The organism is Thioclava sp. (genome assembly GCF_048263065.1).
Classification (GTDB): Bacteria; Pseudomonadota; Alphaproteobacteria; order Rhodobacterales; family Rhodobacteraceae; genus Thioclava.
In genome coordinates, this window is sequence record NZ_JBLXEM010000006.1 from 13,565 (window position 1) to 36,311 (window position 22,747).

The following is a 22,747-nucleotide window of genomic DNA, read 5'->3' on the forward strand; positions in this document are numbered from 1 at the left end:
ATTATGCCCCCTTAAAAAGCAAAGATAGTTTTACATGCCTGAACTCCCTCTCCTGCGGAATCGCCGCCGCGACCTCGCCTTGACCCAAGCAGCCGTGGCCAAAGCGGCGGGCATCAGCATCCCGACACTGCGCAAGCTCGAACAGAGCAAAGGTAGCATCGGGTCGCTGTCGCGCGCCCTGCCCTGCTTGCAGCTCCGGTGGTCTTGGTTTCACGACATCGATGCCGGGCCGGACCTTGCGCGGCGGCGGCGAATACGCGGGCTCAGCCAGCGCGCGCTGGCGGAAAAGGTCGGCTGCTCACGGCCAACGATCATCGCGCTCGAGCGAGACCTGACCGGCAGGGTTGAGACGTTGCTGCGGGTTCTTCCGATCCTCGGGATCCGTCAGGCCCTGCGTCCGGAGGCAGCAGCTAGGAGGCCCGGGCTGGTCCCGACAACGAACGATCCCGCCCGAGATCTGGTGATTACGCCCCCTGATCTGGCGGCCAGGATCATCGCACATTTCGCAGACCGGATGTCCGGCATGTGCTAGACCCGGCCCGGGGCGCGGGCGCGTTTTACGACCAGTTTCCCGATCATGTCGAACGCTCCTGGTGCGAGCTGGCGCTCGGTCGGGATTTCCTCGCGTGGGGCGATCCGGTCGATTGGATCATGACGAATCCGCCTTGCTCGAAGATCCGCAGTTTCACCCGCCATGCGATGACAATCTCCGAGCATATCGTCTGGCTGGTGCCGATCGTGAATATCACCACCAAGGCGCGGCTACGGGATTTGGCTGAGCACGGATACGGCATCGCGGAATTGGTGCTCCTCGAGACCCCGCGCGGCTGGCCGCAGAGTGGGTCCCAGCTCGTCGCGGCGCATCTGCGGCGTGGCTACGTCGGCGACTGGCGCGTGTCGCGACTTGCGTAAGCCCGCGATCTGACGTGCTGTTGATCCATCGCGCGTGACTGATGATGATGGGATGAGCTCGGGGTGTCTCGCCCGCATGGTGATCGCAGGTGTGGCCCCGGAAAATCGTGCGCGGCTCGACAGACGACGCAAGCCCGCAGCTGATCAGGCATGCTGGAGATGATCGTGCGGCAGAGAGGACCGGTCCATCCTGACGCACCGCAATCGCGCACGCGGCCTCCCTGCGCTGCTCGAAGACCCGTGGCAATCTGGACGCGCTGTTGATGGGGCGCTGACGACGTCCACGCCCGTAGTGCGCCTGCTGATCGGCCAGACGTATCACGCGCCGAGCCACACGGCCCCCGCTTCGCGAACACCTTTGCCCCTGAGCAATCGCGTTGAAAGCAATCAGCCTTTTTTGTCGCCGCGCCTTGGCGTGGCGCTGGTGCAAGGTTGGCATCGCCAGCCGCGCAGTTGGCTCAATAATATATGCACCGCATATTATCGAGCCGACGGAGCGCCTCCCCGGCGTTAGGGGCAGACAGGTAGCTTTAGCTACCTACAGTCTGTCCATGTGCCTGGCTTTGACCGGACCCATTTGCGAAATAGAATTTCGCAAACTTATCAATACGCTAGGTTATCCACATCCCATATCAAGACATTCATTTTTTCGCTACGGATTTTCATTCACCGACTCTAAATGAAGTGCCATGACGCGCAATGAGAGACGCATGCCATGGCTTACCAGTTCGTCCATATCGAGACTTATAGCCTCAAGCCGACCAGGGTGGCCGGCACGAAGGATCACTTCAATGACCTCAATCAGGTCTTCGGTGAAGCTCTGCGTGAGCCGCGCTACTGTGAGCATGTTCCGTCGCCACGCCCCCCCGTCGCGATAAGGGGGGCGGCGCGATCCCTCTGACCGATCTGCGCGCCCACCATGACGCAAGGCGCGCCGCGATCCGGGAGACCGTGGCAAGTAGCGCCGTCTCAGTGTATCGTTGCGACCCCGATGTTGCCGTCACTGCAATCGCTGGAAATCGGCGGTGGAGCGGGTTCAATGAAATCGGACCGATCCCAAGAGGATGTGAGCTCTCATTTGCTATTGCGGAGCCGGAAAAGCTTCTTGAAGGTTGCCAAGTCACATGGATGGTTCGCAATGACGGGGCAGAGGCTGAGTCTGTGAACGATTTGGGCACGTCGCAGGGACAGGTGTTCGAAACACAGAAAGCAGCGCCTACAAAGGAGGCCATTTCATGGATGTGGTGGTCAAACTGAACGGGCGGCAGGTGGGCAGGCGCGGCGTAAAAGTGCGTGTTTCTGGTTTGGGCACCCGCCACGACATCTGCCCATCACTCTGACCGACGTCAAAGCGCTGCAAGACCCTTTGCTTCAAACTGATCAAGTTGTTCAATCTCTGCCTGGCTCAGATGAATGCCATCACGCAAAGATTGGTCGCGCGCCTTAAAGCGGCGTTGGGACGGAAGCCGTGCGCCCTGTGCGCCGATTGCGGTCAAAAGCCTTTCTCCCTCTGTCAGAGGATCACGCCCGCTGCGGGCTGAAAAAGTTGCCGGATCAAGGGCTAGAACCAGCGCCCCATGACGCGGCAGCAAATGGGTCCCTCCCATGAAATCGAGGGCTTCTTTGCTCATGAATTCGCCCAGCATCGCCCCCGCGAGCAACTCGACCATGGTTGAAATTGCAGATCCCTTGTGGCCTCCAAAGGGCAACATAGCACCGGCCAGCGCCGCATCGGGATCATTGGTGGGGTTGCCCTCACGGTCCACGGCCCATCCATCCGGGATTTGCGTACCAGCGCGACGGTGTAACTCGATCTCGCCACGGGCGGCAACCGAGGTGGCAAAATCAAAGACGTAGGGATGGGAATTCGGGCGTGGCCAACCAAAGGCAATCGGGTTCGTGCCCAATAATGGCTCTTTCCCGCCCGTTGGCGCGACGGATGCATAGCTTGGGCACATGGACAGAGAGGCAAGCCCGTCTTCGGCGAGCGCCTCCACATCATGCCAAAGCGCCGAGAAATGCAGGCAATCCCGGATAACCAAGGCCGCCAGACCGGTCTCTTTGGCCCGTGCCACAAGAGCATCTTTCGCTGCATAAAAAGCCGGATTGGAGAACCCGCCTTTCGCATCGACCTCAATTACGGCTTTGCCCGTGTCAATCACCTCCGGCACCGCATCCGGCACAACCTTTCCTGCCATCAGTACACGCAAACAGCCCTCAATCCGGTAAATCCCGTGAGATTTGCAGGCGTCGCGCTCACCGGCCACAATAACACTCGCGACCGCTTCGGCATTTTTCAGGCTTAACCCACAGCCCTTGAAGATAGATTGAACGCGGGCGTGCAGCGCCTCGACAGAAATGGGTTTGGGCCCGGCCATATGCGAATTCCTATTTTTATCTGGGAAGGGCTGGCCTATCCGGCTAGGTTCACTATGCAAAATCGGTGTAGGTACAGGCCCAGAATACTCTGGTTTCCGTATCATCAAGCGCCCGCAAGCCATGTTTCAGAGTGCTATCGAAATAGGCGCAATCGCCCTGTTCCAAAATCACGGGTTTGTAGTGTTCGACCACAAGCTCAACCCGACCCGAGAGCACATAAAGAGTTTCTTCTCCGGTATGGGATTCGAGATCTTCCACACGCAACTCGTCCCGTTGCTCAACTGTGGTGACCAGCGGGATGATCTTCTTTTCAGCCAGCGCATTACACAGCACCTCATATTCAAAGTGCTTGGCCCGCACCACGCGGCCCTCACCGGCCTTCGTCACAGTCATGCGCGTGGTTTGATTCGTGTCATGATCTTCGGAGAAAAGCCGCTCCATTCCGATATTATAGGCCCGTGCAATTCGCACCAGATTCTCATAGCTGGGTGACACCCGCCCATTTTCGATTTTGTGGATCGTCGATAGGGCCACGCCGGATTTCTGGGCCGCGCCCTCTAATGTCAGATCAGCAGCTTGACGAACCGCCTTCATTCGGCTGCCGAGCTCGGCCCGCAAATGATGGCGTTCGGTCTCCCAGTCCGTTTCAACGGATAGGTTCGCGACTTTTTCCATTTTCATCATAATTTTTCTTTTCTTACCAGTCGTGATTGTTTAAGCATATGATTGCATCAATTACAACAATAGCAATCCAAAGCCCATTTGCGGAATACAAATGTCGGGGATACGGCACCGAACGCGGGGCACGGGCTAAGCCAACTGGAGGACAGCATGTCTGAGGTGATCGTCTCTGCCGAAGTTTCGGGACCGATACTCTTGTGCGAAGAAGGGCTGAGTGTCTGGGGCGGCGTCGATCCCGTCACGGGGCAAATCATAGACGCGCATCACCCTCAGCACGGGCAGTCTCTGGCGGGACATATCGTCATGATGCCTACAAGCCGCGGTTCGTGTACGGGAAGCGGTGTCCTGCTTGGGCTGGCATTTGCGGAACACGCGCCGAAAGCGCTTATTTTTCGCGAGAATGAAGATATTCTGACGCTCGGAGCCTTGGTGGCGACCAAGTTGTTCGACCGCCCGATCGCCGTTCTGCGCCTCTCTGCGCAGGAATATGACGCGCTGGCCCGTGAATCGCGGGCAGAGATCGTCAAAACGCATTTGATTGCAGGGGATTTGCGCTGGCCGTTGACGCCCAAGGCGGATGCGCTTGATTTGACAGATCAGGATCGTCAGTTCCTTGCGGGAGAGTTTGGCGAAGCGGCGCAAGTGGCAATGGAGATCATCACCACCATGGCCATCGCGCAAGGCGCCACACAACTCATCGATGTCAGCCGCGTGCATATCGACGGTTGTATCTATGCAAGCCCGGCCTTTCTCACCTTTGCCCGCGCAATGGCGGATAAGGGCGGGCGCGTACGTGTCCCGACCACCATGAATGCTATTTCTGTCGATCACGCAAACTGGCGCGCACAAGGGGTGGCCGAAGACTTTGGCCGACCCGCAAGTCAACTGGCTGATGCCTATGTCGAAATGGGCGCAAAGCCGAGCTTCACCTGTGCGCCCTATCTTTTGGCTGATAAGCCAAAAAAGGGCGAGGATATTGCATGGGCCGAAAGCAATGCCGTGGTCTATGCCAATAGCGTGCTTGGTGCGCGCACCGTCAAACATGCAGATTTCATGGATCTCAGCATTGCCCTGACCGGACGCGCGGCCTTGTCCGGCGTATATCTGGATGGAAATCGTGCTCCGGAACGGATTTTGGATGTCACTGTGCCCGAGGGCATCGATGACGCGTTCTGGCCCATGCTTGGCTGGCTCGTAGGTCAAGCCGCGCCGGATCGCATTCCTTTAATCCGTGGACTGGAAACCACCAGCCCCAGCGAGGATGATCTCAAGGCGCTTTGTGCCGCTTATGGGACCACCTCGGCGGCACCTATGCTGCATATTGCGGGGATTACGCCAGAGGCCGATCTCCCTCCACTGGCTCATGCAGATCAAATGGATATCCAGCCGAAGGACTTTGCCCAGCTTTGGGACGGTTTTAATCAAGGTGCCGAAAAAGTCGAACTGGTTGCCCTTGGAAGCCCGCATTTCTCCACCGTTGAATGCAATGCCTTTGCCCATCTTATGACGGAGCGGCGGGTCAGCCCCGAGGTCACAACAATCATCACTTTAGGGAGGCAGAGCCTTGCCCAAATCACGGCAAGCGGCGTCAAATCACGGTTAGAGGCGGCGGGCGTCAAAATCGTGCCGGACCTGTGTTGGTGCTCCATATCCGAGCCGGTTTTCCCACCGTCGGCCCGCACGCTTATGACCAATTCTGGCAAATACGCCCATTACGCCCCCGGCCTGTCAAAACGCGCCGTGCGCTTCGGTTCCTTGTCACAATGCGCCCAAACGGCTTGTACAGGAGTAGCTCCTGCACAGCCCCCGCATTGGATCACACCTGAATAACCACGGAGACATGATATGAATAAAGATGTGTTTTGGGGCACGATCCCCGCCCTTTTGACTCCCTGTACAGAGGACCGACAGCCCGATTTTGATGCGCTCGTGCGCAAAGGCACGGAGATGATGAGCGCGGGCATGTCCGGCGTTGTCTATTGCGGTTCCTGTGGCGACTGGCCGCTCATGACTGACGAACAGCGGATGGAAGGCGTCGAGCGCCTGACCGAAGCTGGCGTGCCCGTGGTTGTCGGCACAGGTGCGGTGAATTCTAAATCTGCCGTTGCACATGCCGCCCACGCCCAGAAAGTCGGCGCAGCAGGCCTCATGGTGATCCCGCGGGTGTTGTCTCGCGGCCTGTCTGTCGCGGCTCAGCAGAACCATTTCAAGGCCATTCTGGACGCGGCCCCGGGTGTTCCTGCGATCATCTACAACAGCCCCTATTACGGCTACGCAACCAAAGCCGACCTGTTCTTTACGCTGCGTGCAGAGCACAAAAACCTCATCGGGTTCAAAGAATTCGGGGGCAAGTCCGATCTGAGCTATGCCGCCGAACATATCACATCGAAAGATGACGACGTTCTGTTGATGGTTGGCGTGGATACAGAGGTCTATCACGGTATCGTCAAATGCGGTGCGGTTGGCACTATCACCGGCATCGGCACGATCTACCCGAAAGAAACGCTTTTGCTGACAGCGCTGTCGAAAAAAGCCGCCGAGGGAGATCCCGAAGCTGATCAGCGCGCGCGCGAATTGACCGAGGCCTTCTCTGTCTTGGCAAAATTTGATGAAGGCGTTGACCTGGTGCTGTATTTCAAACACCTCATGGTGCTCAAAGGTCATGAGGAATACCGTTTGAACATCTATGAGACCGACGCGCTTTCTCCGTCACAAGCGCATTTCTGTGAGGCTCAGTTCCACCAATTCAACCGCTGGTTTGAAAACTGGGCGAAACAAGGCGGAGTGATCGCTGAATGCATGTGATTGACAGTCACACTGGCGGAGAACCCACGCGGGTAATTCTAGAAGGTGGTCCGGACCTTGGGTCCGGGCCGCTGGCCGACCGCGCGGCCCGCCTCGCGGCAGAGCACAAAGAATTCTACCAATCCGTCATTTTGGAACCGCGCGGACAAACCGCGATGGTCTGTGCGCTTTTGGTCGAGCCTGTAGATCCCGAATGTGTGGCAGGCGTAATCTATTTTGATTCCGAAGCTGTACTTGGCATGTGTGGTCACGGGACAATCGGATTGGCCGTAACACTTATGCATTTGGGTCGGATTGGGCCGGGGAAGCATAAAATCGAAACCCCCGTGGGCGTGGTCATTGTCGAGGTGCATAGTGCCAATACGGTGACGGTAACCAATATCGAAAGCCGCCGCATCAAAAGCGGCGTGTCAATTCAGGTGGACGGGTTGGGCACTGTGACTGGCGATATCGCCTATGGCGGCAACTGGTTTTACATTTTGGACCCATCGCCGGTTCCGGTCACGCCCGCGCAAATCCCTAAGCTGACACAAGCGGCACTTGATCTGCGCGAGGCGTTGCAGAGTGCGGGTGAAAATATTGACCATGTGATCTTTTGTGGCCCGGCCCTGACTGATGGCGGGCATAGCCGCAATTTCGTCTTTTGTCCTGACGGTGCCTATGATCGCTCACCTTGTGGCACGGGCTGTTCGGCGCGGCTGGCCTGTCTAGCGGCAGATGGACGGCTCTCGGAAGGCGAAGAGATTCTGCAAGAAAGCATCATTGGTAGCTCCTATCGCCTGTCTTATCGCGCGGGTGCAAATGGCGGGGTGATCCCTTCCATCACGGGACAGGCTTGGATCATGGCCGAAAGCAATTTGATTTTTGACCCGACCGACCCATTCCGACACGGGATTAAAGGGTAAACTCTGTCATCCCGACCTCTGTTCGGCGCGCGACCACCTAGCGCCGGCCGGATTTCATTTCCATGCTCTGTGAGGCACAAAAATGTCCCATTCCGGATCTTCCGAAATCGTCATTATCGGCGCCGGAATCATTGGCGTTTCAACCGCTCTGGCCTTGCAGAACGAGGGGCGAAAGGTGCGTATTTTGGAGCGCAAAAGCGTTGCCGCAGAAGCTTCGCGCGGCAATCAAGGAGCTTTTGCCTATACGGATATCGAGCCGCTTGCGACGCCGGGCATCATGCGCAAGGCGCCAAAATGGTTGCTCGACCCCTTGGGGCCGCTGTCCCTGCGCCCGGCCTATGCCCTGAAAATCGCGCCGTGGATGTATCATTTCTGGCGGGCGACTTCCAAATCCCGCTATGCCGCTGCGATTAAAGCTCAGTCCGATCTCATGCGTCTGTCGCAGGCAGCTTTGGAGCGGTTAATTACCGCGACGCAAGGCGAATCTTTCATACGACGTGAAGGGCAACTGCAAGTTTACGAAGGGGCCGCCCAGTTTCAGGCCAGTTTGCCCTCCTGGGAATTACGTCGCCATCACGGGATTGCTTTTGACCTTTTGAAGAGCCCGAAAGAAATCGCGGAAATTCAACCCGGTCTGCACCGGCGTTTTACCCATGCTGGCTATACGCCGACCTGGATGAACGCCGTCGATCCGGCGCTTTGGACTGAATATCTCGCGGAACGCTTTGTCAAACGCGGCGGGACAATCGAAATAGCCGATATACATGCGTTGTCCCCCATTGAAAGCGGGGTGGAGATTAAAACCGCCGCCGGTGATATTAGGGCCGCGCAGGTTGTCGTCGCAGCTGGCGCATGGTCACACCATCTGGCGCGGACATTGGGCGAACGTATCCCGCTTGAGACCGAGCGGGGGTACAATACCACATTCCCAACCGTGAACTTTGATCTCAAAACCCATCTCACCTTTTCCGACCACGGCTTTGTCATCTCTAAGATCGGAGATGGGCTACGCGTTGGCGGGGCGGTCGAGCTTGGCGGATTGAAACTCCCGCCGAATTACAAACGTGCCAAAATACTTGTGGAAAAGGCCAAGAGATTTCTTGATGGTTTTGACCCGAAAGGCGGCATCGAATGGATGGGTTTCCGTCCCTCTATGCCCGACAGCCTGCCCGTGATCAGCCAGTCATCTATAACAAAACAGGTGATTTATGCATTCGGGCACGGGCACCTCGGGTTGACGCAATCTGCGGGAACGGCGGAACTTGTATGCGCACTGGCCGCAGGACGTGATCCGGAGATTTCTCTGTCCCCCTTCGACGCGGCACGGTTTTGAAAGATACGCCCCCAAGGTTGACCTCTGGCGGGCGTCTGTTTTCCAGGGTGCAGTTTGCGATCAATCGACGGCGGCTATAACCATGAACTCCACAAGATAGTCCGGCGTTGCCAAACGCGCCTCGCCACAGGCCCGCGCGGGCGGGGCTTTCGGATCGACCCAAGCATCCCACACAGCATTCATTGCGGCGAAATCATCCATTGTGGCCAGCCAGATCGTTGTCGATAGGATCTTCGATTTGTCTGAACCGGCCTCGGCCAAAAGACGCTCGACCGACGCCAAAGCATCCTTTGATTGCTCCGTCACATCGGCACCATGTCCGACCTGACCGGCGAGATAGATGGTTCCGTTATGCACCACCGCTTGGCTCATTCTTGCGCCGGGTTCGATACGTTTGACTGTCATATTGTAGATGCCTTTTCACTGTTGCGCTCTCGCGCGGAGTTATCCTGTGATCCGAGGCCAAGTGTCTGACAGGCGATAGCCTCCCGGCCACGGATCAGATGGGTCCAGCATGTGTTGATGTGTGCCCGTGATCCAAGCCCGCCCGTTGATCTCCGGCCGGATCGCCTCAAAGCCACCAAGCGGCACGGTCCCCAAAATACGACCATGAAACTCCGACCCGATGATGGACACGCCTGTAAAGCGGTCCTCCGGCCCCATTTCGCCGCGTGCATGCAAAATAGCCATGCGGGCCGAAACCGCCGTGCCGGTCGGAGATCGGTCGAGTTTCCCCGGCTGGATGGCAACAACGGATTGCGCGCGCAGGCTGTGGCCCTCGCGGGTGATCGGTCCGGCAAACAGACAGAAGGAATGATGCGCCCAGTCCGGCTTTTCAGGATGTTCGAAACGGTATTGCGCATTCGCCGCATTGGTGATGCGGATGCCCAGTTCAGCAATTTCGCGGGCATTGCCTTGTATCAGTTCCACGCCTAGGGCCTGTGGATCGACGACAACGAAACTATCACCTCCAAAAGCTGTGTCTACCGTGATCTCCCCCAGACCGGGCACAGTGAGCGGCACGTCCAGACGGCTGGCAAAAGAAAGGAGGTTCTCTACATAAATCCGCTCCGCCTTGCCATTGGCGCAATCGGCACGCACACGGACCAAACCGCCGGGGGCCTCCAGCACCATCTCCGTGACGGGTTCCTCCATAGGAATGATCCCACTGTCGAGCAAAACCGTCGCAACGCAAATTGAGTTGGACCCTGACATGGGAGGCGTGTCTTCTGGCTCCATGATAATCCACGCGGCTTGTGCCTCTGGATGCTTGGGCGGGACCAAGAGATTGACGTGGCGAAATACCCCGCCGCGAGGTTCGTTTAGAACAAAATTGCGCAGGGTCTCATCTTCTGCGATCCATTTTCGCTGGTCCCAAATTGTATCGCCGGGAGGCGGTGCTACACCGCCAATAATGACATCCCCCACCTCGCCCTCAGCATGACAAGACACCACATGAACGACTTTCTTGCTGCGCATTTGTTTTGCCCTCGTATGTCTTGTTTCAAAGGTGCCACGCATCCCATCTTCGTCCAACCGCCATTTGTCGTTCGGTCATGGTCGATTACGTTGGATGCAGATGGCGACCAGTGCGGCGTGATATTGTGCGTCACACAAGATCAACCGGCAGAACTGCTTCGGGGATATCTTGATAGCACACCGGTCGCAGGAAGCGGCGAATGGACAAGGTGCCAACCGAGGTGGCTCCAAAGTTGGTTGAGGCCGGATAGGGGCCGCCGTGGACCATGCTGTCACAGACTTCAACGCCAGTGGGGAACCCATTAGCCAAGATGCGGCCAGCCTTGCGTTCGAGCACGGGCAAGAGGCGGCGGGCCAGAGCAGTATCGTCCTCATCCATATGCAGGGTTGCCGTCAATTGCCCGTCAAAGCTCCGGGCAATTTTGTGCATTTCATCGGCATCCTTCGCGACTACCACAAGGCCCAGAGGTCCGAACACCTCATCTGAGAGCGCATGATTGCCTAGCCAGTCAGAGGCGGACACTTTGAACAGGAATGGTTTGGCCTCCCGCTGGTCACACATGGATGTGAGCAAATCCTGCACGCCCTGTTGCGCACCGATCTTGGCCGCGCCGGAGGTGTAAGCCTTGGCGATACCGTCGGTGAGCATGACCTGAGCGCCCAGTTCAGAAAGCGTCGCACGGGCCGATTCGACAAAGGCATCGGCCTCGGACCCATCGATCACAACCGCGATCCCTGGGTTGGTACAGAACTGTCCGGCCCCCATGGCGAGCGATCCTGCCCAACCTTTGCCGAGGTCTTCGCCGCGTGCGGCAATCGCTTCGGGCAGCATGAACATCGGATTGACCGAACCAAGCTCACCGAAAAACGGGATCGGTTCAGGGCGTTTCATACACAGATCAAACAGGGCGCGCCCACCCGCCAATGAACCCGTAAAGCCCACAGCTTTGATAAAGGGATGCTGAACCAAAGCTTGACCGACAGAAAGGTCGCCGCCTTGGACGAGGGAAAACACGCCTTTTGGCATATTGCATTTTTCGACAGCGGCATGGATGGCCTCTGCGATGATTTCGCCTGTGCCAGGATGGGCGTCATGGCCTTTGACCACAACCGGACAGCCCGCTGCAAATGCCGCCACAGTGTCGCCACCCGCAGTCGAGAATGCCAGCGGAAAGTTTGACGCGCCAAAGACAGCAACCGGCCCAATAGGGCGCTGCATCATCCGCAAATCTGATCGGGGTAACGGCGTGCGGTCTGGCAAGGCTATGTCGTGGCGACGATCGAGATAGTCACCTTTTAGAATGTGGTCTGCAAACAGGCGTAGCTGGCCGGTGGTGCGCCCGCGTTCGCCCTGAAGTCGTCCGGTAGGCAGGCCCGTTTCCTGTGTGCCGATTTCCGTGATCGCCTCGCCGCGCGCTTCAATCTCGTCGGCAATGGTGTTGAGGAACGTAGAGCGGGTTTCGCGACTAGAGTAGCCAAACTCCCAAAATGCCTCTTCTGCAGCGGCGCAGGCCTGCGCAACCAGATCTGGCGTGCCGACGGAAAATTTATGCGACGTACCCCGTACGGGCGCAGAGACAAATGTGTCTTCCGTCGAAATCCATGTTCCAGCGATCAAATGCTTGCCATGTGGGGTGAAAGTCATGCTGTACCTCTTTGAAATCACGAACAGGGCGCAGCAAGCGCCATCATTTTTGGTCACGCTACCGCCTACCAAAATTTTTCCTCGAAAACCAGCATTTTTCTTATAGGAAAATTATTGCCAAAAAGAGCAAAGTAACCTTATGGTGAGCACAGGGAATCAAAAGAATACCCAAAAAGACCCAACAGTTGAGGATAACTAACCATGAAAAAATATACTTTGGCGACCCTTCTCGTTGCTGCCGCAGGATTTGCTGGCACCGCAGCGCAAGCGGACAAACTGGACGACGTGATATCGTCGGGCAAACTGCGCTGTGCAGTCGTTCTCGATTTCCCGCCGATGGGGATGCGCGATGAAAACAACAAACCCATCGGGTTTGACGTGGATTATTGTAATGATCTTGCCGCAGCGCTTGGCGTTGAGGCCGAGATTGTGGAAACCCCCTTTCCCGAACGCATTCCGGCACTGATGTCGGGTCGGGTGGATGTGGGTGTTGCCTCTACGTCTGACACGTTGGAACGTGCCAAGACCGTTGGTTTCTCTATCCCGTATTTCGCGTTTGAAATGGTGGTGACTGCGAATACCGGAACAGACATCGATTCCTTTGAGGCGATGAAGGGGCACACTGTTGGCGCCGTGGCCGGGACTTATGAGGCCATCGCTTTGGAGAAATATGTGAACGAATGGGGTGATGGCTCTACGTTCCGTCCCTATCAAACACAGGCGGATGTGTTCCTTGCGTTGAGCCAAGGCCAGCTTGATGCCACCGTGTCCACCTCCACTGTGGCAATGGCCAACGTGAAATCGGGAAATTTCGACGGGATTTCTGTTGTCGGCAGCGCACCGTTTGACATCGACTACGTCGGCCTGTTCGCCAAGCGGGATGAATATGGGTTCATCAATTATCTGGACCTTTTCGTGAACCAACAGATCCGCACCGGTCGTTATGCCGAGCTTTACGAAAAATGGGTCGGTGGCGATCTTCCGTCCCTCGTCGTGCCGGGAGCCTATCGCTGAACCCGAGTTGATCTCTAGAGCGGCGCGGTTTTTTCGCGCCGCTTTTCTTCTCTTCAGCAGGGCATACAACAGAAATGTTTGATTATACCTTCCAATGGAATCAGGCCTTGGCCCGACTTCCCAAAATGCTGGATGGCGCGGTGATCACGATGGAGATCGCGATTATATCGATGCTCCTGGGCATTCTATTCGCCATCATCCTGACGATGTTTCGCCAAACCAACTCCCGACCGCTCAACGCCATCGCAACTGCTTGGATTGAGATCGCCCGAAACACCCCCGCCCTGTTCCAAATCTATATGGCACATTTTGGGGTTGCGAGTTTCGGTATTCACTTCTCTCCTTTCACGTCGCTATTGATTGGCATCACCTTCAACAACGCAGGCTATCTGGCCGAGAATTTCCGTGGCGCTCTGAAAGCTATCCCGGAGACACAGGCCCGTGCAGGGCAATCTCTGGGAATGTCTCCAGCGCAATCGTTCCGCTATATCGTCATGCCGCAAATGTTGCGGATTTCTTTCCTGCCGATGACGAACCAGATGGTATGGGCCATTCTTATGACCTCCTTGGGCGTTACCGTGGGCATGAATTCGGACCTTTATGGTGTCACACAAGACTTGAACGCGCTGACCTTCCGGACTTTTGAGCTTTTCGCCATCGCCGGTGTGATTTTCTACATCATCACCAAAATCATCACTCTGAGCGCGCGCCTGATCGCAACGCGCCTGTTCAGGTATTGAGGGACAATCAGAATGTTTGATACCGCTCTCTCTGTGAATGATCTGGTCTTTCTCGCCAAAGGTGCAGGCATTACGATTGTGGTGACGGCAATCTCCGTCATGATTGGCACGATCCTTGGCATCCTCTTCGGGGTGATCCGTGTTCAATTGGGCGCTGTGTTCTCGGCGCCATTGACCTTCTTCTTAGACATCTTCCGCTCGGTGCCTTTACTGATCCAGTTAGTGTTGGCCAATGCCTTCGTCGGGATGGTGCTCCAGCTTCAACTCTCCGGCTTTTTCGTCGCCTGTATGGTGTTGTCGCTCTACACCTCTGCCTATTGCTCCGAGATCGTGCGCGGCGGCATTGATGCGGTGCCGACGGTCACACGCCGTGCAGCGCGCTCGCTCGGGATGACATGGGGTCAAGACATGCGTCATATCGTGATGCCTCTGGCAACGCGGGTGGCTTTGCCCTCATGGATTGGTCTGGCGCTTGGCGTTATGAAGGACTCTGCGCTCGTCTATGTGGTTCAAGTGACTGAGCTATTGAAATCCACGCAGATTCTCATCACGCGTCTACAGGAGCCTTTGTTCCTGTTGCTGATCTGTGGCGCGTTCTACTTTATCATCAGCTTCCCGCTTGCGCGGTTTGGCGGATATCTCGAAAAAAGGTGGTCCAATGATTGAGATCCAAAATGTCCGTAAATCCTTTGGCCGACTCGAGGTTCTCAAGGGCATTGATTTAAATGTCAGTAAAGGCGAAGTGGTCACCGTGATCGGCGGCTCCGGTTCGGGGAAATCCACACTTCTGACCTGTATCAATGGGTTAGAGCCGATTGATACAGGCAAGATTCTGGTGGATGGCACCGAAGTTCATGCCAAATCCACCGACCTGAACAAGTTGCGCCAAAAAATCGGGATCGTGTTTCAGCAGTTCAATGCCTTTCCGCATCTCACCGTTTTGGAAAACGTCACTCTGGCACCGCGCAAAGTATTAGGGATGGGCAAGGCCGAGGCCGAGGCCATCGCCGAAAAGCATCTTAATCATGTGGGGCTGGGTGATAAGTTGACCGCCTATCCGACACGTTTGTCGGGGGGGCAGCAACAGCGAATGGCCATTGCCCGTGCTTTGGCGATGTCGCCCGATTACATGCTCTTTGACGAGGTAACCTCTGCGCTTGATCCACAATTGGTTGGCGAAGTTCTTGAAACGCTCAAGATGCTCGCTGAAGAGGGGATGACAATGATTCTTGTCACCCATGAGATGAGCTTTGCACGGGACGTGTCCGACCGTGTGGCGTTTTTTCACCAAGGGATCATGGTAGAGATCGGGAAACCTGAACAGCTTTTCGGGGATCCGCAGCACCCTGAAACGCAAAACTTTTTGGCCAGCGTGCGTTGAAAGGTAAAACCGCATGTATGTCGATGCCACTGGCTCTGATGATGTGTAGATATGCCGTTACTCGCGGGACATTTCCTTTAACCTTCCAGGATTGGGAAGAAGGAGATGTTCATGACCAAGGATCAACGCGAAATTCAGCGAAAACTACGGATACTGAGATACGCAGAAGAGATCGGTCACGTTGCGAAAGCCTGCCGTTATTTTGGGATTGGCCGATCAATGCCTATGGTTTTCCTTCCTGGTGCCTAAGAAAGACAACCTGCAGCCACTCTCCTGACTGCTGAAGAATGTGAGGGTTGCCGAGTTCAAGGCCGTCAAAATGTCACAAGGGCAGAAGACGAGCCGGTTTATTGCCTGGACCTATTATCCTGAATCGCAGCGATCCCTTTAGGGGATCGGGTTCGTCAACAGGACGTAGGGCTAGCGCCTTCACCCGACGCTCGCTGGCTGTTGCAAGCTGCGGCGCAGCGCAACACGGCCAGTGTCCGCTAAGGGCCGGTTTTTCCTTAGTCTGAGAAAATCCGAAACATCACCGCTCAATCCGAACTTCGCTTAATCCGGTGAAATAGTGTCTAAGTCGAGCCCCCACAACCAATAAAATTCCCTGTAAAATTCTTGCGAGCAATGCCACGTCTCTTGTTGCCTTTGGCAAAATAGGCGGTGCTACACTGGCGCTACAAATTTGACCACCAAACCTATTACGCCCTGACAAGCGGGGCGATTGTCGCTGTGACCTGAGCCCCTAAACCTCCTCCAAATTTGTGTAGAGTCCGCCCAACAAAAGGACGGATAAATGAAGGCACGATTCACAGACGAGCAGATCATTGCGATGATCAAAGAACAGGAAGCTGGCGAGAAGACCGCCGATGTATGTCGGCGGCATGCACTGCCAGGCAGGCGATTGCAAAGCAATCTGCCGAGATGGGGATCAGCTCGGCGACGTTCTACAAATACAAATCGAAGTATGGCGGGATGGAGCCTTCTGACGCAAAGCGATTGCGGGTTTTGGAGGACGAGAACGGCAAGCTGAAGAAGCTGTTGGCCGAACAGATGCTCGACAACGCCATGCTCCGAGACATCAATTCAAAAAAATGGTGACGCCCGTTGGGAAGCGGAAAGCGGTGGCGCATTTGATGGAGGTCCATCAGGTCAGCCAGCGACGGGCGTGCGATGTGCTGCAAGTTGATCGGTCATCGGTGCGATACCTGACGCGCCGTGGCGATGACACTGAGCTACGCGATGCGATCAAACGGGTATCCAGAGAACGGCGACGGTTTGGTTGTCGTCGTGTCCATGTGATGATTGCCCGGGAAGGTTTTGCGGTGAACCACAAAAAGGTGAGGCGCATTTATACCGAAGAGAAGCTTCAGGTGCGGCGCAGAGGTGGCAGGAAGCGTGCGTTGGGCACGAGAAAGCCGATGGTCCTGCCCGATGGCCCAAACCAACGTTGGAGCTTAGATTTCGTGTCTGACGCGCTGACAGATGGACGTCGGTTTCGCATTCTGGCAGTTGTCGATGACTTCAGTCGCGAGAACTTGGTGCTGGTCGCGGACACATCATTGTCGGGCCAAAGGGTTGCCAGAGAACTGGACCGTGTGATCGCTGAGCGGGGCATGCCAGAGACGATTGTATCGGACAACGGCACTGAGTTCACCAGCATGGCGATCCTCAAATGGGTTCAGAAAACCGGCATCGATTGGCATTACATCGCGCCTGGAAAGCCTCAGCAGAACGCCTTCATTGAAAGCTTCAACGGCAAACTGCGAGACGAATGCCTCAACGAAACGCTGTTTGGAACATTGCGCGATGCCCGCAACACGCTTGAAGAATGGCAGGAGGATTACAACTGGCGCAGACCACATTCAGCATTGGGCAACCTGACACCGATGGAATTTTTGCAGAGAAAGGCAATGGACAAGATGGCGGCCTAACGCCAAAGATTTAACCCTAAGGACTCCGCCCAGAGCTGGAGGGAACTTGGGGCTCAGGTCAGGGGCAAGAGAAGAGTTCTCCAAGGCGGCGTGGTGTCAGTCGTCAGTATCTAAAGCCCTTGTCGCGGGAGCAAGCATATCCCAGCAGCGCTACACATGGCCTCAATGAAAATCCCGGCTCGGGAACAATCGCTTGGCCTGATCGCGGGGATGCATGGCGCGTGGGGCGGGGCGCGACCTTGGAGCGTTGTCGGTTTGCGCAGTGGTCTGGCCGATGGCCTCTTCCATCGGGTGGCCCAGATCAGACAGGCGGTGCGAGACGTCTTCGATCTGCTGCGCGATCAGATGGACGACAATGCCCTCGCGCTGGAGCGGACCCGTCACCCGCAGGAGTCGCCCGCTCATCACGGCGCGGCGGAAGCGCTCGAATACCTGCTTCCAAACTACTACATTGCTGACCCCGGTCTCGTCCTCCAACGTCAGAAATATCACGCCCGAGGCAGTGCCGGGCCGCTGGCGTGTGATGACGAGGCCGCAGACGGTGGTGCGCTGCAACGGCGCAACGATCAGCGCATCGTGACGGGTGAGGCCGGGCATCGAAGGGCGCAGCAATTCCATCGGGTGGGCGCGCAGCGTAAGGCGCGTGGCGACGTAATCCTCGACCACCTCTTCGCCCAGATGCATTTGCGGCAGGGTTACAGCGGGTTCCCGGATCGCCTCGCCGTCGATTGGATCGTTGAACAGCGGCAACTGCGATGGCGCACGGATCGCGCGAACCTGCCATAACGCATCGCGGCGGGTCAGCCCCATGCCAGCGAAAGCATCCGCCTCGGCGAGCCGCTCAAGGGCGGCGGGCGCGACGCCGGCGCGCAGCCAGACGCTTTCGGGGTCACGATAGCCATTGCGGCGGGCGGCAGTGATCCATGTGGCATCCTCTTGCTTGAACCCTTTGATCTGGCGAAACCCGAGCCGCAGCGCCAGCGCGCCGTCGGGGCGGCGTTCCAACGTGTTATCCCATTCGCTGTGGTTGACGCAGATGGGGCGCAGTTCGACCTGATGCTCGCGGACGTCACGCACAATCTGGGCCGGAGCATAAAAGCCCATCGGCTGGGAGTTCAGCAACGCGCAGGCAAAGATCGCCGGATGATGGCGTTTCAGCCAGGCCGAGACATAGACCAGAAGTGCAAAGGCCGCCGCATGGCTTTCGGGAAATCCGTAATCGGCAAAGCCCTCGATCTGGGAGAAGCAGCGCTCTGCCACGTCCGGACCATATCCATTGGCGAGCATGCCGGCAATGAACTTGTCGCGGTGTTCACCAATGGTGCCCATGCGACGAAAACTGGCCAGCGAGCGGCGCAGGTGGTCGGCCTCTTCAGCGCTATAGCCCGCACCGACCACTGCGATTTGCAGGGCCTGTTCCTGAAACAACGGCACACCAAGCGTGCGGCGCGTGACCTCTTCCAATGCGGGACCGAAGGGCTCGGAGCGCTCCAGTCCCTGACGGCGCTTGATATAGGGTTGGACCATGCCACCCTGAATCGGGCCGGGCCGCACGATGGCAACCTCGATCACCAGATCGTAGAACTCCTTCGGCTTCATCCGGGGCAGGAAATTCATCTGCGCCCGGCTTTCCACCTGAAACACGCCGACCGCATCGGCGACCTGCAACATCCGATAGGTTTCGGGATCCTCGGGGGGCACGCTGTCCAGCGTCAGATTTTGCTTTTCGTGATCTTTCAAAAGATCAAACGCCTTGTGGATGCAGGTCAGCATTCCCAGAGCCAGCACATCGACCTTTAGGATGTTGAGCGTGTCTATGTCGTCCTTGTCCCATTCGATCAGGGTGCGATCCTTCATCGCGGCATTCTCAATCGGGGCCAACTCGTCCAGCCGTCCCTTGGTGATGATAAAGCCGCCCACATGCTGGGACAGGTGACGAGGAAAGCCGATGATCTCGCCGATCAGATGCAGGGTTTGCGACAATCGCCGGTCGCCGGGATCAAGACCCAACTCGCGGATACGTGCCATGTCGGGGCCGTTGCTGGAATAGCCCCAGATCTGGCCCGAAAGTCCGGCGGTTACGTCTTGGCTGAGCCCCATCACCTTGCCCACCTCGCGGATCGCGGCGCGGGAGCGGAAATGGATCACCGTCGCGCATAGCCCCGCGCGATGGCGGCCATATTTGGCGTAGATCCACTGGATGACCTCCTCGCGCCGCTCATGTTCGAAATCGACATCAATATCGGGCGGCTCTCCCCTGTGACGGGACACGAAGCGCTCGAACACCATGCCGATCAGGTCGGGGGAAACATCGGTGATGCCCAGCAGATAGCACAGGATCGAATTGGCCGCAGAGCCTCGCCCTTGACACAGGATACCTTGGGAGCGGGCAAATTGCACAATGTCGTGGACGGTCAGGAAATAGGCCGGGTAGTTCAGCTCCTGCACGACAGCCAGTTCCTTGGCCAGCAACGCCTTTGCCTTCTCTGTGGCGCCCGCCGGGTAGCGGCGGACCAACCCCTCTTTGGCAAGTCGGGTCAGGCGTTCCATCGGGGTTTCGCCGCCCTCTGCGATCTCGTCGGGGTATTGGTAGCTGAGTTCCGAAAGGTCGAAACTGCAACGGCCCGCGATCTCCAGCGTTCGGCGCAGGGCCGCGGGATGGTCGCCAAACAGCCGTTGCATATCCTGCGCCCCTTTCAGACGCCGTTCGGAATTGGGAAGCGCCCGAGTACCGATGGTGTCGATCGTGCAGCCCTCGCGCATGCAGGTCAACACATCGGCCAGTTGCCGCCGCATGGCGCGATGCATCAGCACATCGCCCACCGCGACCATGGGCGCGGCACAGCGCAAGGCAAGCCGGGCGCAGGCGGCCAGATAGACTTGGTCTGACCCGTCGTAGCGCGGAGCTGCCCCCAGATAGACATGGCCCGGAAAGCGGCGCCGGACCCTTTGAAGATCCGGCGCGACCGCGTCCAGATCACCGGGCAGCGCAATTAGGATTATCCCCGCGCAGCCGTCCAAAATATCCGCCATAGCCAAATCGCATTCGCCTTTCTCGGCGCGCCGCTTGCCAAGTGTCAAAAGGCGTGTCAGCCGCTGATAGGCGGCAAGATCGGTGGGCAGCGCGATCCACTCGACCTTGCTGTCGTTCAACCGCAGACGGCAGCCAATGATCAGTTTGGGCAGGCGCGGAACGTCGGGGTTGGGGATATCCCTTGGCGTCCCGATTGCCTGTCTAGAGCAGCTATCCACGCGGTGCTGAGACCGGATTTGCACGGTGTCGGCGACCTGTTCCTTGAGGATTTGCAACGCGCGATAGGCCCGCACCACTCCGGCCAGGGAATTGCGATCTGTGATGGCGATGGCATCAAGGCCCAGTTCCGCCGCACGGGTGACAAGTTCCTCGGGGTGGGATGCACCCGTCAGAAAGGTGAAATTGCTCGTGACGCACAGCTCCGCATACCCGCCCGGCGCGCCTAGGGGCGCAGCAGGCACGACATGCTGCCCGTCGGTGCGGGGGGCCTCGCTCATGCAAACACCCCCTGAACGAACCAGCTGGGATTTTGCGGGGTGTAGAACATCCACAGCCGCCGCCCCTGCAATGTCTCGACCCGCCAATAATCACGTATGCCGCTTTGCCAAGCATCGTCGATCAGCCACCATTCCGGGGCGATCCGCTCGGGCCCCGTAGCGCGGCCCGTGCTCAGAGCCATCCTGCGCCAGCGGAAATATCTGGGCGGACGCAGGCCGGTGGCGGCGATGGGTTCGGGCGCGAAAAGCAGGATGGGGCGCGGACGCAGGCAGGCCCAGCCCCGTTCGGGTTTGGAAAACGCCGCCGGGGCGATGGTGAAACTGCGTTCGGGGATATGGCTGTCGGCAGGTAGGAAACGCTGCACGTTCTCCAGCCCAATCCGTGTGCCGATCCGCGTGATCAGGTCATCAAGCCGCCCCGGATCGCGCACGCGCCCATGCGTGACCTGCTCGGCGGGTAGAGGTTCGGTCTGAACCGCCTGCAGCCGCATCTGGTCGATGCCAAAGCCCGCATCCACCTCGGCAACGCCGCGCTGAAACAGCGGCAGGATACGGGCCGGATCACGCAATGGCCGCGCCAAACGCAGTTCCACATCCTGCGCATCGCCATCCACCCGGCGCAGAGTCAGGCACAACACCCGCGCCCCCGCCTGATGATCTTTCAGCTTGTCGCATAGCCGTTCGAGCAACCGTTCCGTCCCGGCCATGACGTCACCGGCCAACCCAATCGGCTCGGGCAAGGTCATGCGCACGGCGTAATGGGGCGGCTCTGCCTCGGGGCAGATTTGTTCCGGCTGTGCACCAAGCGCCTGATCCAGTCGCAACAACACGGTTGGCCCAAATCGGCGCGCCAAGGGCGCACGCGGGCTGTCTGCCAACTGGCCAATGGAGCGCAAACCCATGCGCTGCAGGGCTGTCACCGTGTTAGCCTCAAGCCTCAAGGCGTCCACGGGCAGTTTCTCAAGCACCGCACCCTCGCCATAATGCGCCCGCGCCCACGCCGCCCCGCGCGTGTTGCCACTGCCAATCTGCACCGACAGCCCCGCACGGGCGAGGCGTGCGCGCATCGTGGCAATCATCGCCTCCTCGTCCCCGAACAGGTGTGCCGACCCGGTGATGTCCAGAACCAGCCCGTCACGCCCCTCGAACCCCACCCAAGGGCACCAGCGCGTCGCCCAGCGGCGCAACACAGTCAGAAACTGCATATCCGCCTGTGGGGCCGCCGGGCGGCTGGACAGGTCCGGGCAAAAGGCACGCGCATCAGAAAACGGCATCCCGCGATAAAGCCCCCGTGACTGAGCAGCCACGTTCAGGCAGTAAATCCGGTTGGCATTGTTTTGCGACAGCGTCAGAACAAGCGGGCCATCGGTTGGATGCGGGCCTAGAACCCGGTCACTCGCGAGCCGAGGAAACCACAGCGACACAATGCGTTTCTGCGTCCCATCGAACATGCCAGACCCCAATCGTTCCTGATTTGTTCTTAATAAGACTCCAGCGTTGTCGAGTCGAGTCCCGAGCCTCGAACACCGGCGTGCAATGCCACCGCGTCTCGACCGCGTTACTGCCCATTCCTTCGGGAATCAGACACAGCCCCGTCGTGCCTCCCGTCTTGGCCGCGAGTTGCAGCCGTCGCCCGGCGGTGAGGCTGATCGGGGCCGTCATCTCGAGAACGATAAACGGCACGGCGCCATCGCGCAGCGCTTCCTCCGCCACCGCAAGCGTGTCAATCTGATCCTTCGTCCGCGCTAGGATCAGTCTTGACGGATCGAACCCCTCGAACCCCAGCGGATAGAGCTGTTCGGACCGCCAGCGCTCCCGCACCCAAAGCACATCAACCCCGATTTGCGCAGCAGTCCACAGCGCAAAGCTGGCCGAGGCAGGTCCGCAGGCCTCGTGCACACGAGCGCGATTGGGAGGATAAGCGATCATATCAGACGATGACATTGGGAGGCTCCGGCAAGGTCAGATGCACCAAGAATACACAATATGAATTCAGGGTCGATCAAGTATC

General features: G+C 57.9%; 21 protein-coding genes and 2 pseudogenes. 14 read left to right on the forward strand and 9 right to left on the reverse strand.

What is annotated here, in order from left to right; all coding sequences use genetic code 11:
• Window positions 1-34 precede the first annotated feature (34 nt).
• Window positions 35-532, forward strand: coding sequence for a helix-turn-helix domain-containing protein (locus ACN0SD_RS10130; protein WP_417808127.1), 498 nt, complete (start codon window positions 35-37; stop codon window positions 530-532).
• The gene (locus tag ACN0SD_RS10135) at window positions 526-912 is read left to right on the forward strand and encodes a hypothetical protein (RefSeq protein WP_417808128.1); all 387 of its coding nucleotides are present in this window, start codon (window positions 526-528) and stop codon (window positions 910-912) included. The genes ACN0SD_RS10130 and ACN0SD_RS10135 overlap by 7 nt, the downstream gene beginning before the upstream one ends.
• Before the next feature lie 652 nt (window positions 913-1,564).
• Here ACN0SD_RS10135 and ACN0SD_RS10140 read toward each other — a convergent pair.
• On the reverse strand, window positions 1,565-1,759 hold the full coding sequence (locus tag ACN0SD_RS10140) for a hypothetical protein (RefSeq protein ID WP_417808129.1): 195 nt from the start codon (window positions 1,757-1,759) through the stop codon (window positions 1,565-1,567).
• A 125-nt stretch (window positions 1,760-1,884) separates the two neighbouring features.
• Here ACN0SD_RS10140 and ACN0SD_RS10145 point away from each other — a divergent pair, with 125 nt between their 5' ends.
• Complete coding sequence (locus ACN0SD_RS10145) at window positions 1,885-2,169, forward strand: nucleotide-binding domain-containing protein (protein WP_417808352.1); 285 nt, start codon at window positions 1,885-1,887, stop codon at window positions 2,167-2,169.
• Window positions 2,170-2,258: 89 nt separating this feature from the next.
• Here ACN0SD_RS10145 and ACN0SD_RS10150 read toward each other — a convergent pair whose 3' ends face one another.
• Together ACN0SD_RS10150 and ACN0SD_RS10155 are read right to left on the reverse strand one after the other, a co-directional pair.
• Window positions 2,259-3,290: an Ldh family oxidoreductase gene (locus ACN0SD_RS10150; protein WP_417808130.1), complete on the reverse strand. Its 1,032-nt coding sequence runs from the start codon at window positions 3,288-3,290 to the stop codon at window positions 2,259-2,261.
• Between the two features lie 52 nt (window positions 3,291-3,342).
• Window positions 3,343-3,972: a helix-turn-helix domain-containing protein gene (locus tag ACN0SD_RS10155; RefSeq protein ID WP_417808131.1), complete on the reverse strand. Its 630-nt coding sequence runs from the start codon at window positions 3,970-3,972 to the stop codon at window positions 3,343-3,345.
• A 150-nt stretch (window positions 3,973-4,122) separates the two neighbouring features.
• Between ACN0SD_RS10155 and ACN0SD_RS10160 the strand changes: the two genes are divergently transcribed.
• From ACN0SD_RS10160 to ACN0SD_RS10175, 4 genes are all read left to right on the forward strand, one after another.
• On the forward strand, window positions 4,123-5,802 hold the full coding sequence (locus tag ACN0SD_RS10160) for an aconitase X (RefSeq protein ID WP_417808132.1): 1,680 nt from the start codon (window positions 4,123-4,125) through the stop codon (window positions 5,800-5,802).
• A 15-nt stretch (window positions 5,803-5,817) separates the two neighbouring features.
• Complete coding sequence (locus tag ACN0SD_RS10165; protein WP_417808133.1) at window positions 5,818-6,777, forward strand: dihydrodipicolinate synthase family protein; 960 nt, start codon at window positions 5,818-5,820, stop codon at window positions 6,775-6,777.
• Entirely contained in the window at window positions 6,768-7,682 is a 915-nt protein-coding gene (locus ACN0SD_RS10170) for a proline racemase family protein (protein WP_417808134.1), read from the forward strand. The genes ACN0SD_RS10165 and ACN0SD_RS10170 overlap by 10 nt, the downstream gene beginning before the upstream one ends.
• Window positions 7,683-7,764: 82 nt before the next feature.
• Window positions 7,765-9,015, forward strand: a complete 1,251-nt coding sequence (locus tag ACN0SD_RS10175; protein ID WP_417808135.1) for an NAD(P)/FAD-dependent oxidoreductase — start codon at window positions 7,765-7,767, stop codon at window positions 9,013-9,015.
• A gap of 60 nt (window positions 9,016-9,075) precedes the next feature.
• On the opposite strand, the gene ACN0SD_RS10180 is transcribed toward ACN0SD_RS10175, so the two are convergent.
• From ACN0SD_RS10180 to ACN0SD_RS10190, 3 genes are all read right to left on the reverse strand, one after another.
• The gene (locus ACN0SD_RS10180; RefSeq protein ID WP_417808136.1) at window positions 9,076-9,420 is read right to left on the reverse strand and encodes a RidA family protein; all 345 of its coding nucleotides are present in this window, start codon (window positions 9,418-9,420) and stop codon (window positions 9,076-9,078) included.
• A 39-nt stretch (window positions 9,421-9,459) separates the two neighbouring features.
• Window positions 9,460-10,494: a trans-3-hydroxy-L-proline dehydratase gene (locus ACN0SD_RS10185; RefSeq protein WP_417808137.1), complete on the reverse strand. Its 1,035-nt coding sequence runs from the start codon at window positions 10,492-10,494 to the stop codon at window positions 9,460-9,462.
• A gap of 130 nt (window positions 10,495-10,624) precedes the next feature.
• Window positions 10,625-12,139: an aldehyde dehydrogenase (NADP(+)) gene (locus ACN0SD_RS10190; protein WP_417808138.1), complete on the reverse strand. Its 1,515-nt coding sequence runs from the start codon at window positions 12,137-12,139 to the stop codon at window positions 10,625-10,627.
• Between the two features lie 201 nt (window positions 12,140-12,340).
• Here ACN0SD_RS10190 and ACN0SD_RS10195 point away from each other — a divergent pair, with 201 nt between their 5' ends.
• The 7 genes and pseudogenes from ACN0SD_RS10195 (at window position 12,341) to ACN0SD_RS10225 (ending at window position 17,205) form a co-directional block, all read left to right on the forward strand.
• The gene (locus ACN0SD_RS10195) at window positions 12,341-13,153 is read left to right on the forward strand and encodes a transporter substrate-binding domain-containing protein (RefSeq protein ID WP_417808139.1); all 813 of its coding nucleotides are present in this window, start codon (window positions 12,341-12,343) and stop codon (window positions 13,151-13,153) included.
• Window positions 13,154-13,227: 74 nt separating this feature from the next.
• Window positions 13,228-13,893 carry an amino acid ABC transporter permease gene (locus ACN0SD_RS10200; RefSeq protein WP_417808140.1) on the forward strand — a complete coding sequence of 222 codons (666 nt, stop codon included), beginning with the start codon at window positions 13,228-13,230 and terminating at the stop codon, window positions 13,891-13,893.
• A 12-nt stretch (window positions 13,894-13,905) separates the two neighbouring features.
• Complete coding sequence (locus ACN0SD_RS10205) at window positions 13,906-14,559, forward strand: amino acid ABC transporter permease (RefSeq protein WP_417808141.1); 654 nt, start codon at window positions 13,906-13,908, stop codon at window positions 14,557-14,559.
• Window positions 14,552-15,274 (forward strand): amino acid ABC transporter ATP-binding protein, encoded by a 723-nt coding sequence (locus tag ACN0SD_RS10210; RefSeq protein ID WP_417808353.1) that lies wholly within the window; start codon window positions 14,552-14,554, stop codon window positions 15,272-15,274. Before ACN0SD_RS10205 ends, ACN0SD_RS10210 begins: the two co-directional genes overlap by 8 nt.
• A gap of 111 nt (window positions 15,275-15,385) precedes the next feature.
• Window positions 15,386-15,493 (forward strand): annotated as a pseudogene (locus ACN0SD_RS10215) (IS481 family transposase); the annotation flags it as partial.
• A gap of 70 nt (window positions 15,494-15,563) precedes the next feature.
• Window positions 15,564-15,665 (forward strand): hypothetical protein, encoded by a 102-nt coding sequence (locus tag ACN0SD_RS10220; RefSeq protein WP_417808142.1) that lies wholly within the window; start codon window positions 15,564-15,566, stop codon window positions 15,663-15,665.
• Between the two features lie 402 nt (window positions 15,666-16,067).
• Window positions 16,068-17,205: pseudogene (locus ACN0SD_RS10225) on the forward strand (IS3 family transposase).
• A 162-nt stretch (window positions 17,206-17,367) separates the two neighbouring features.
• Here the strand turns inward: ACN0SD_RS10225 and ACN0SD_RS10230 are convergent.
• Genes ACN0SD_RS10230 through ACN0SD_RS10240 form a run of 3 tightly spaced genes read right to left on the reverse strand, consistent with a single transcriptional unit; the run spans window position 17,368 to window position 22,680 of the window.
• Window positions 17,368-20,736 (reverse strand): error-prone DNA polymerase, encoded by a 3,369-nt coding sequence (locus tag ACN0SD_RS10230; protein ID WP_417808143.1) that lies wholly within the window; start codon window positions 20,734-20,736, stop codon window positions 17,368-17,370.
• Complete coding sequence (locus ACN0SD_RS10235) at window positions 20,733-22,187, reverse strand: Y-family DNA polymerase (protein WP_417808144.1); 1,455 nt, start codon at window positions 22,185-22,187, stop codon at window positions 20,733-20,735. Before ACN0SD_RS10235 ends, ACN0SD_RS10230 begins: the two co-directional genes overlap by 4 nt.
• Entirely contained in the window at window positions 22,129-22,680 is a 552-nt protein-coding gene (locus tag ACN0SD_RS10240; RefSeq protein ID WP_417808145.1) for an ImuA family protein, read from the reverse strand. The genes ACN0SD_RS10235 and ACN0SD_RS10240 overlap by 59 nt, the downstream gene beginning before the upstream one ends.
• Between the last annotated feature and the right edge of the window lie 67 nt (window positions 22,681-22,747).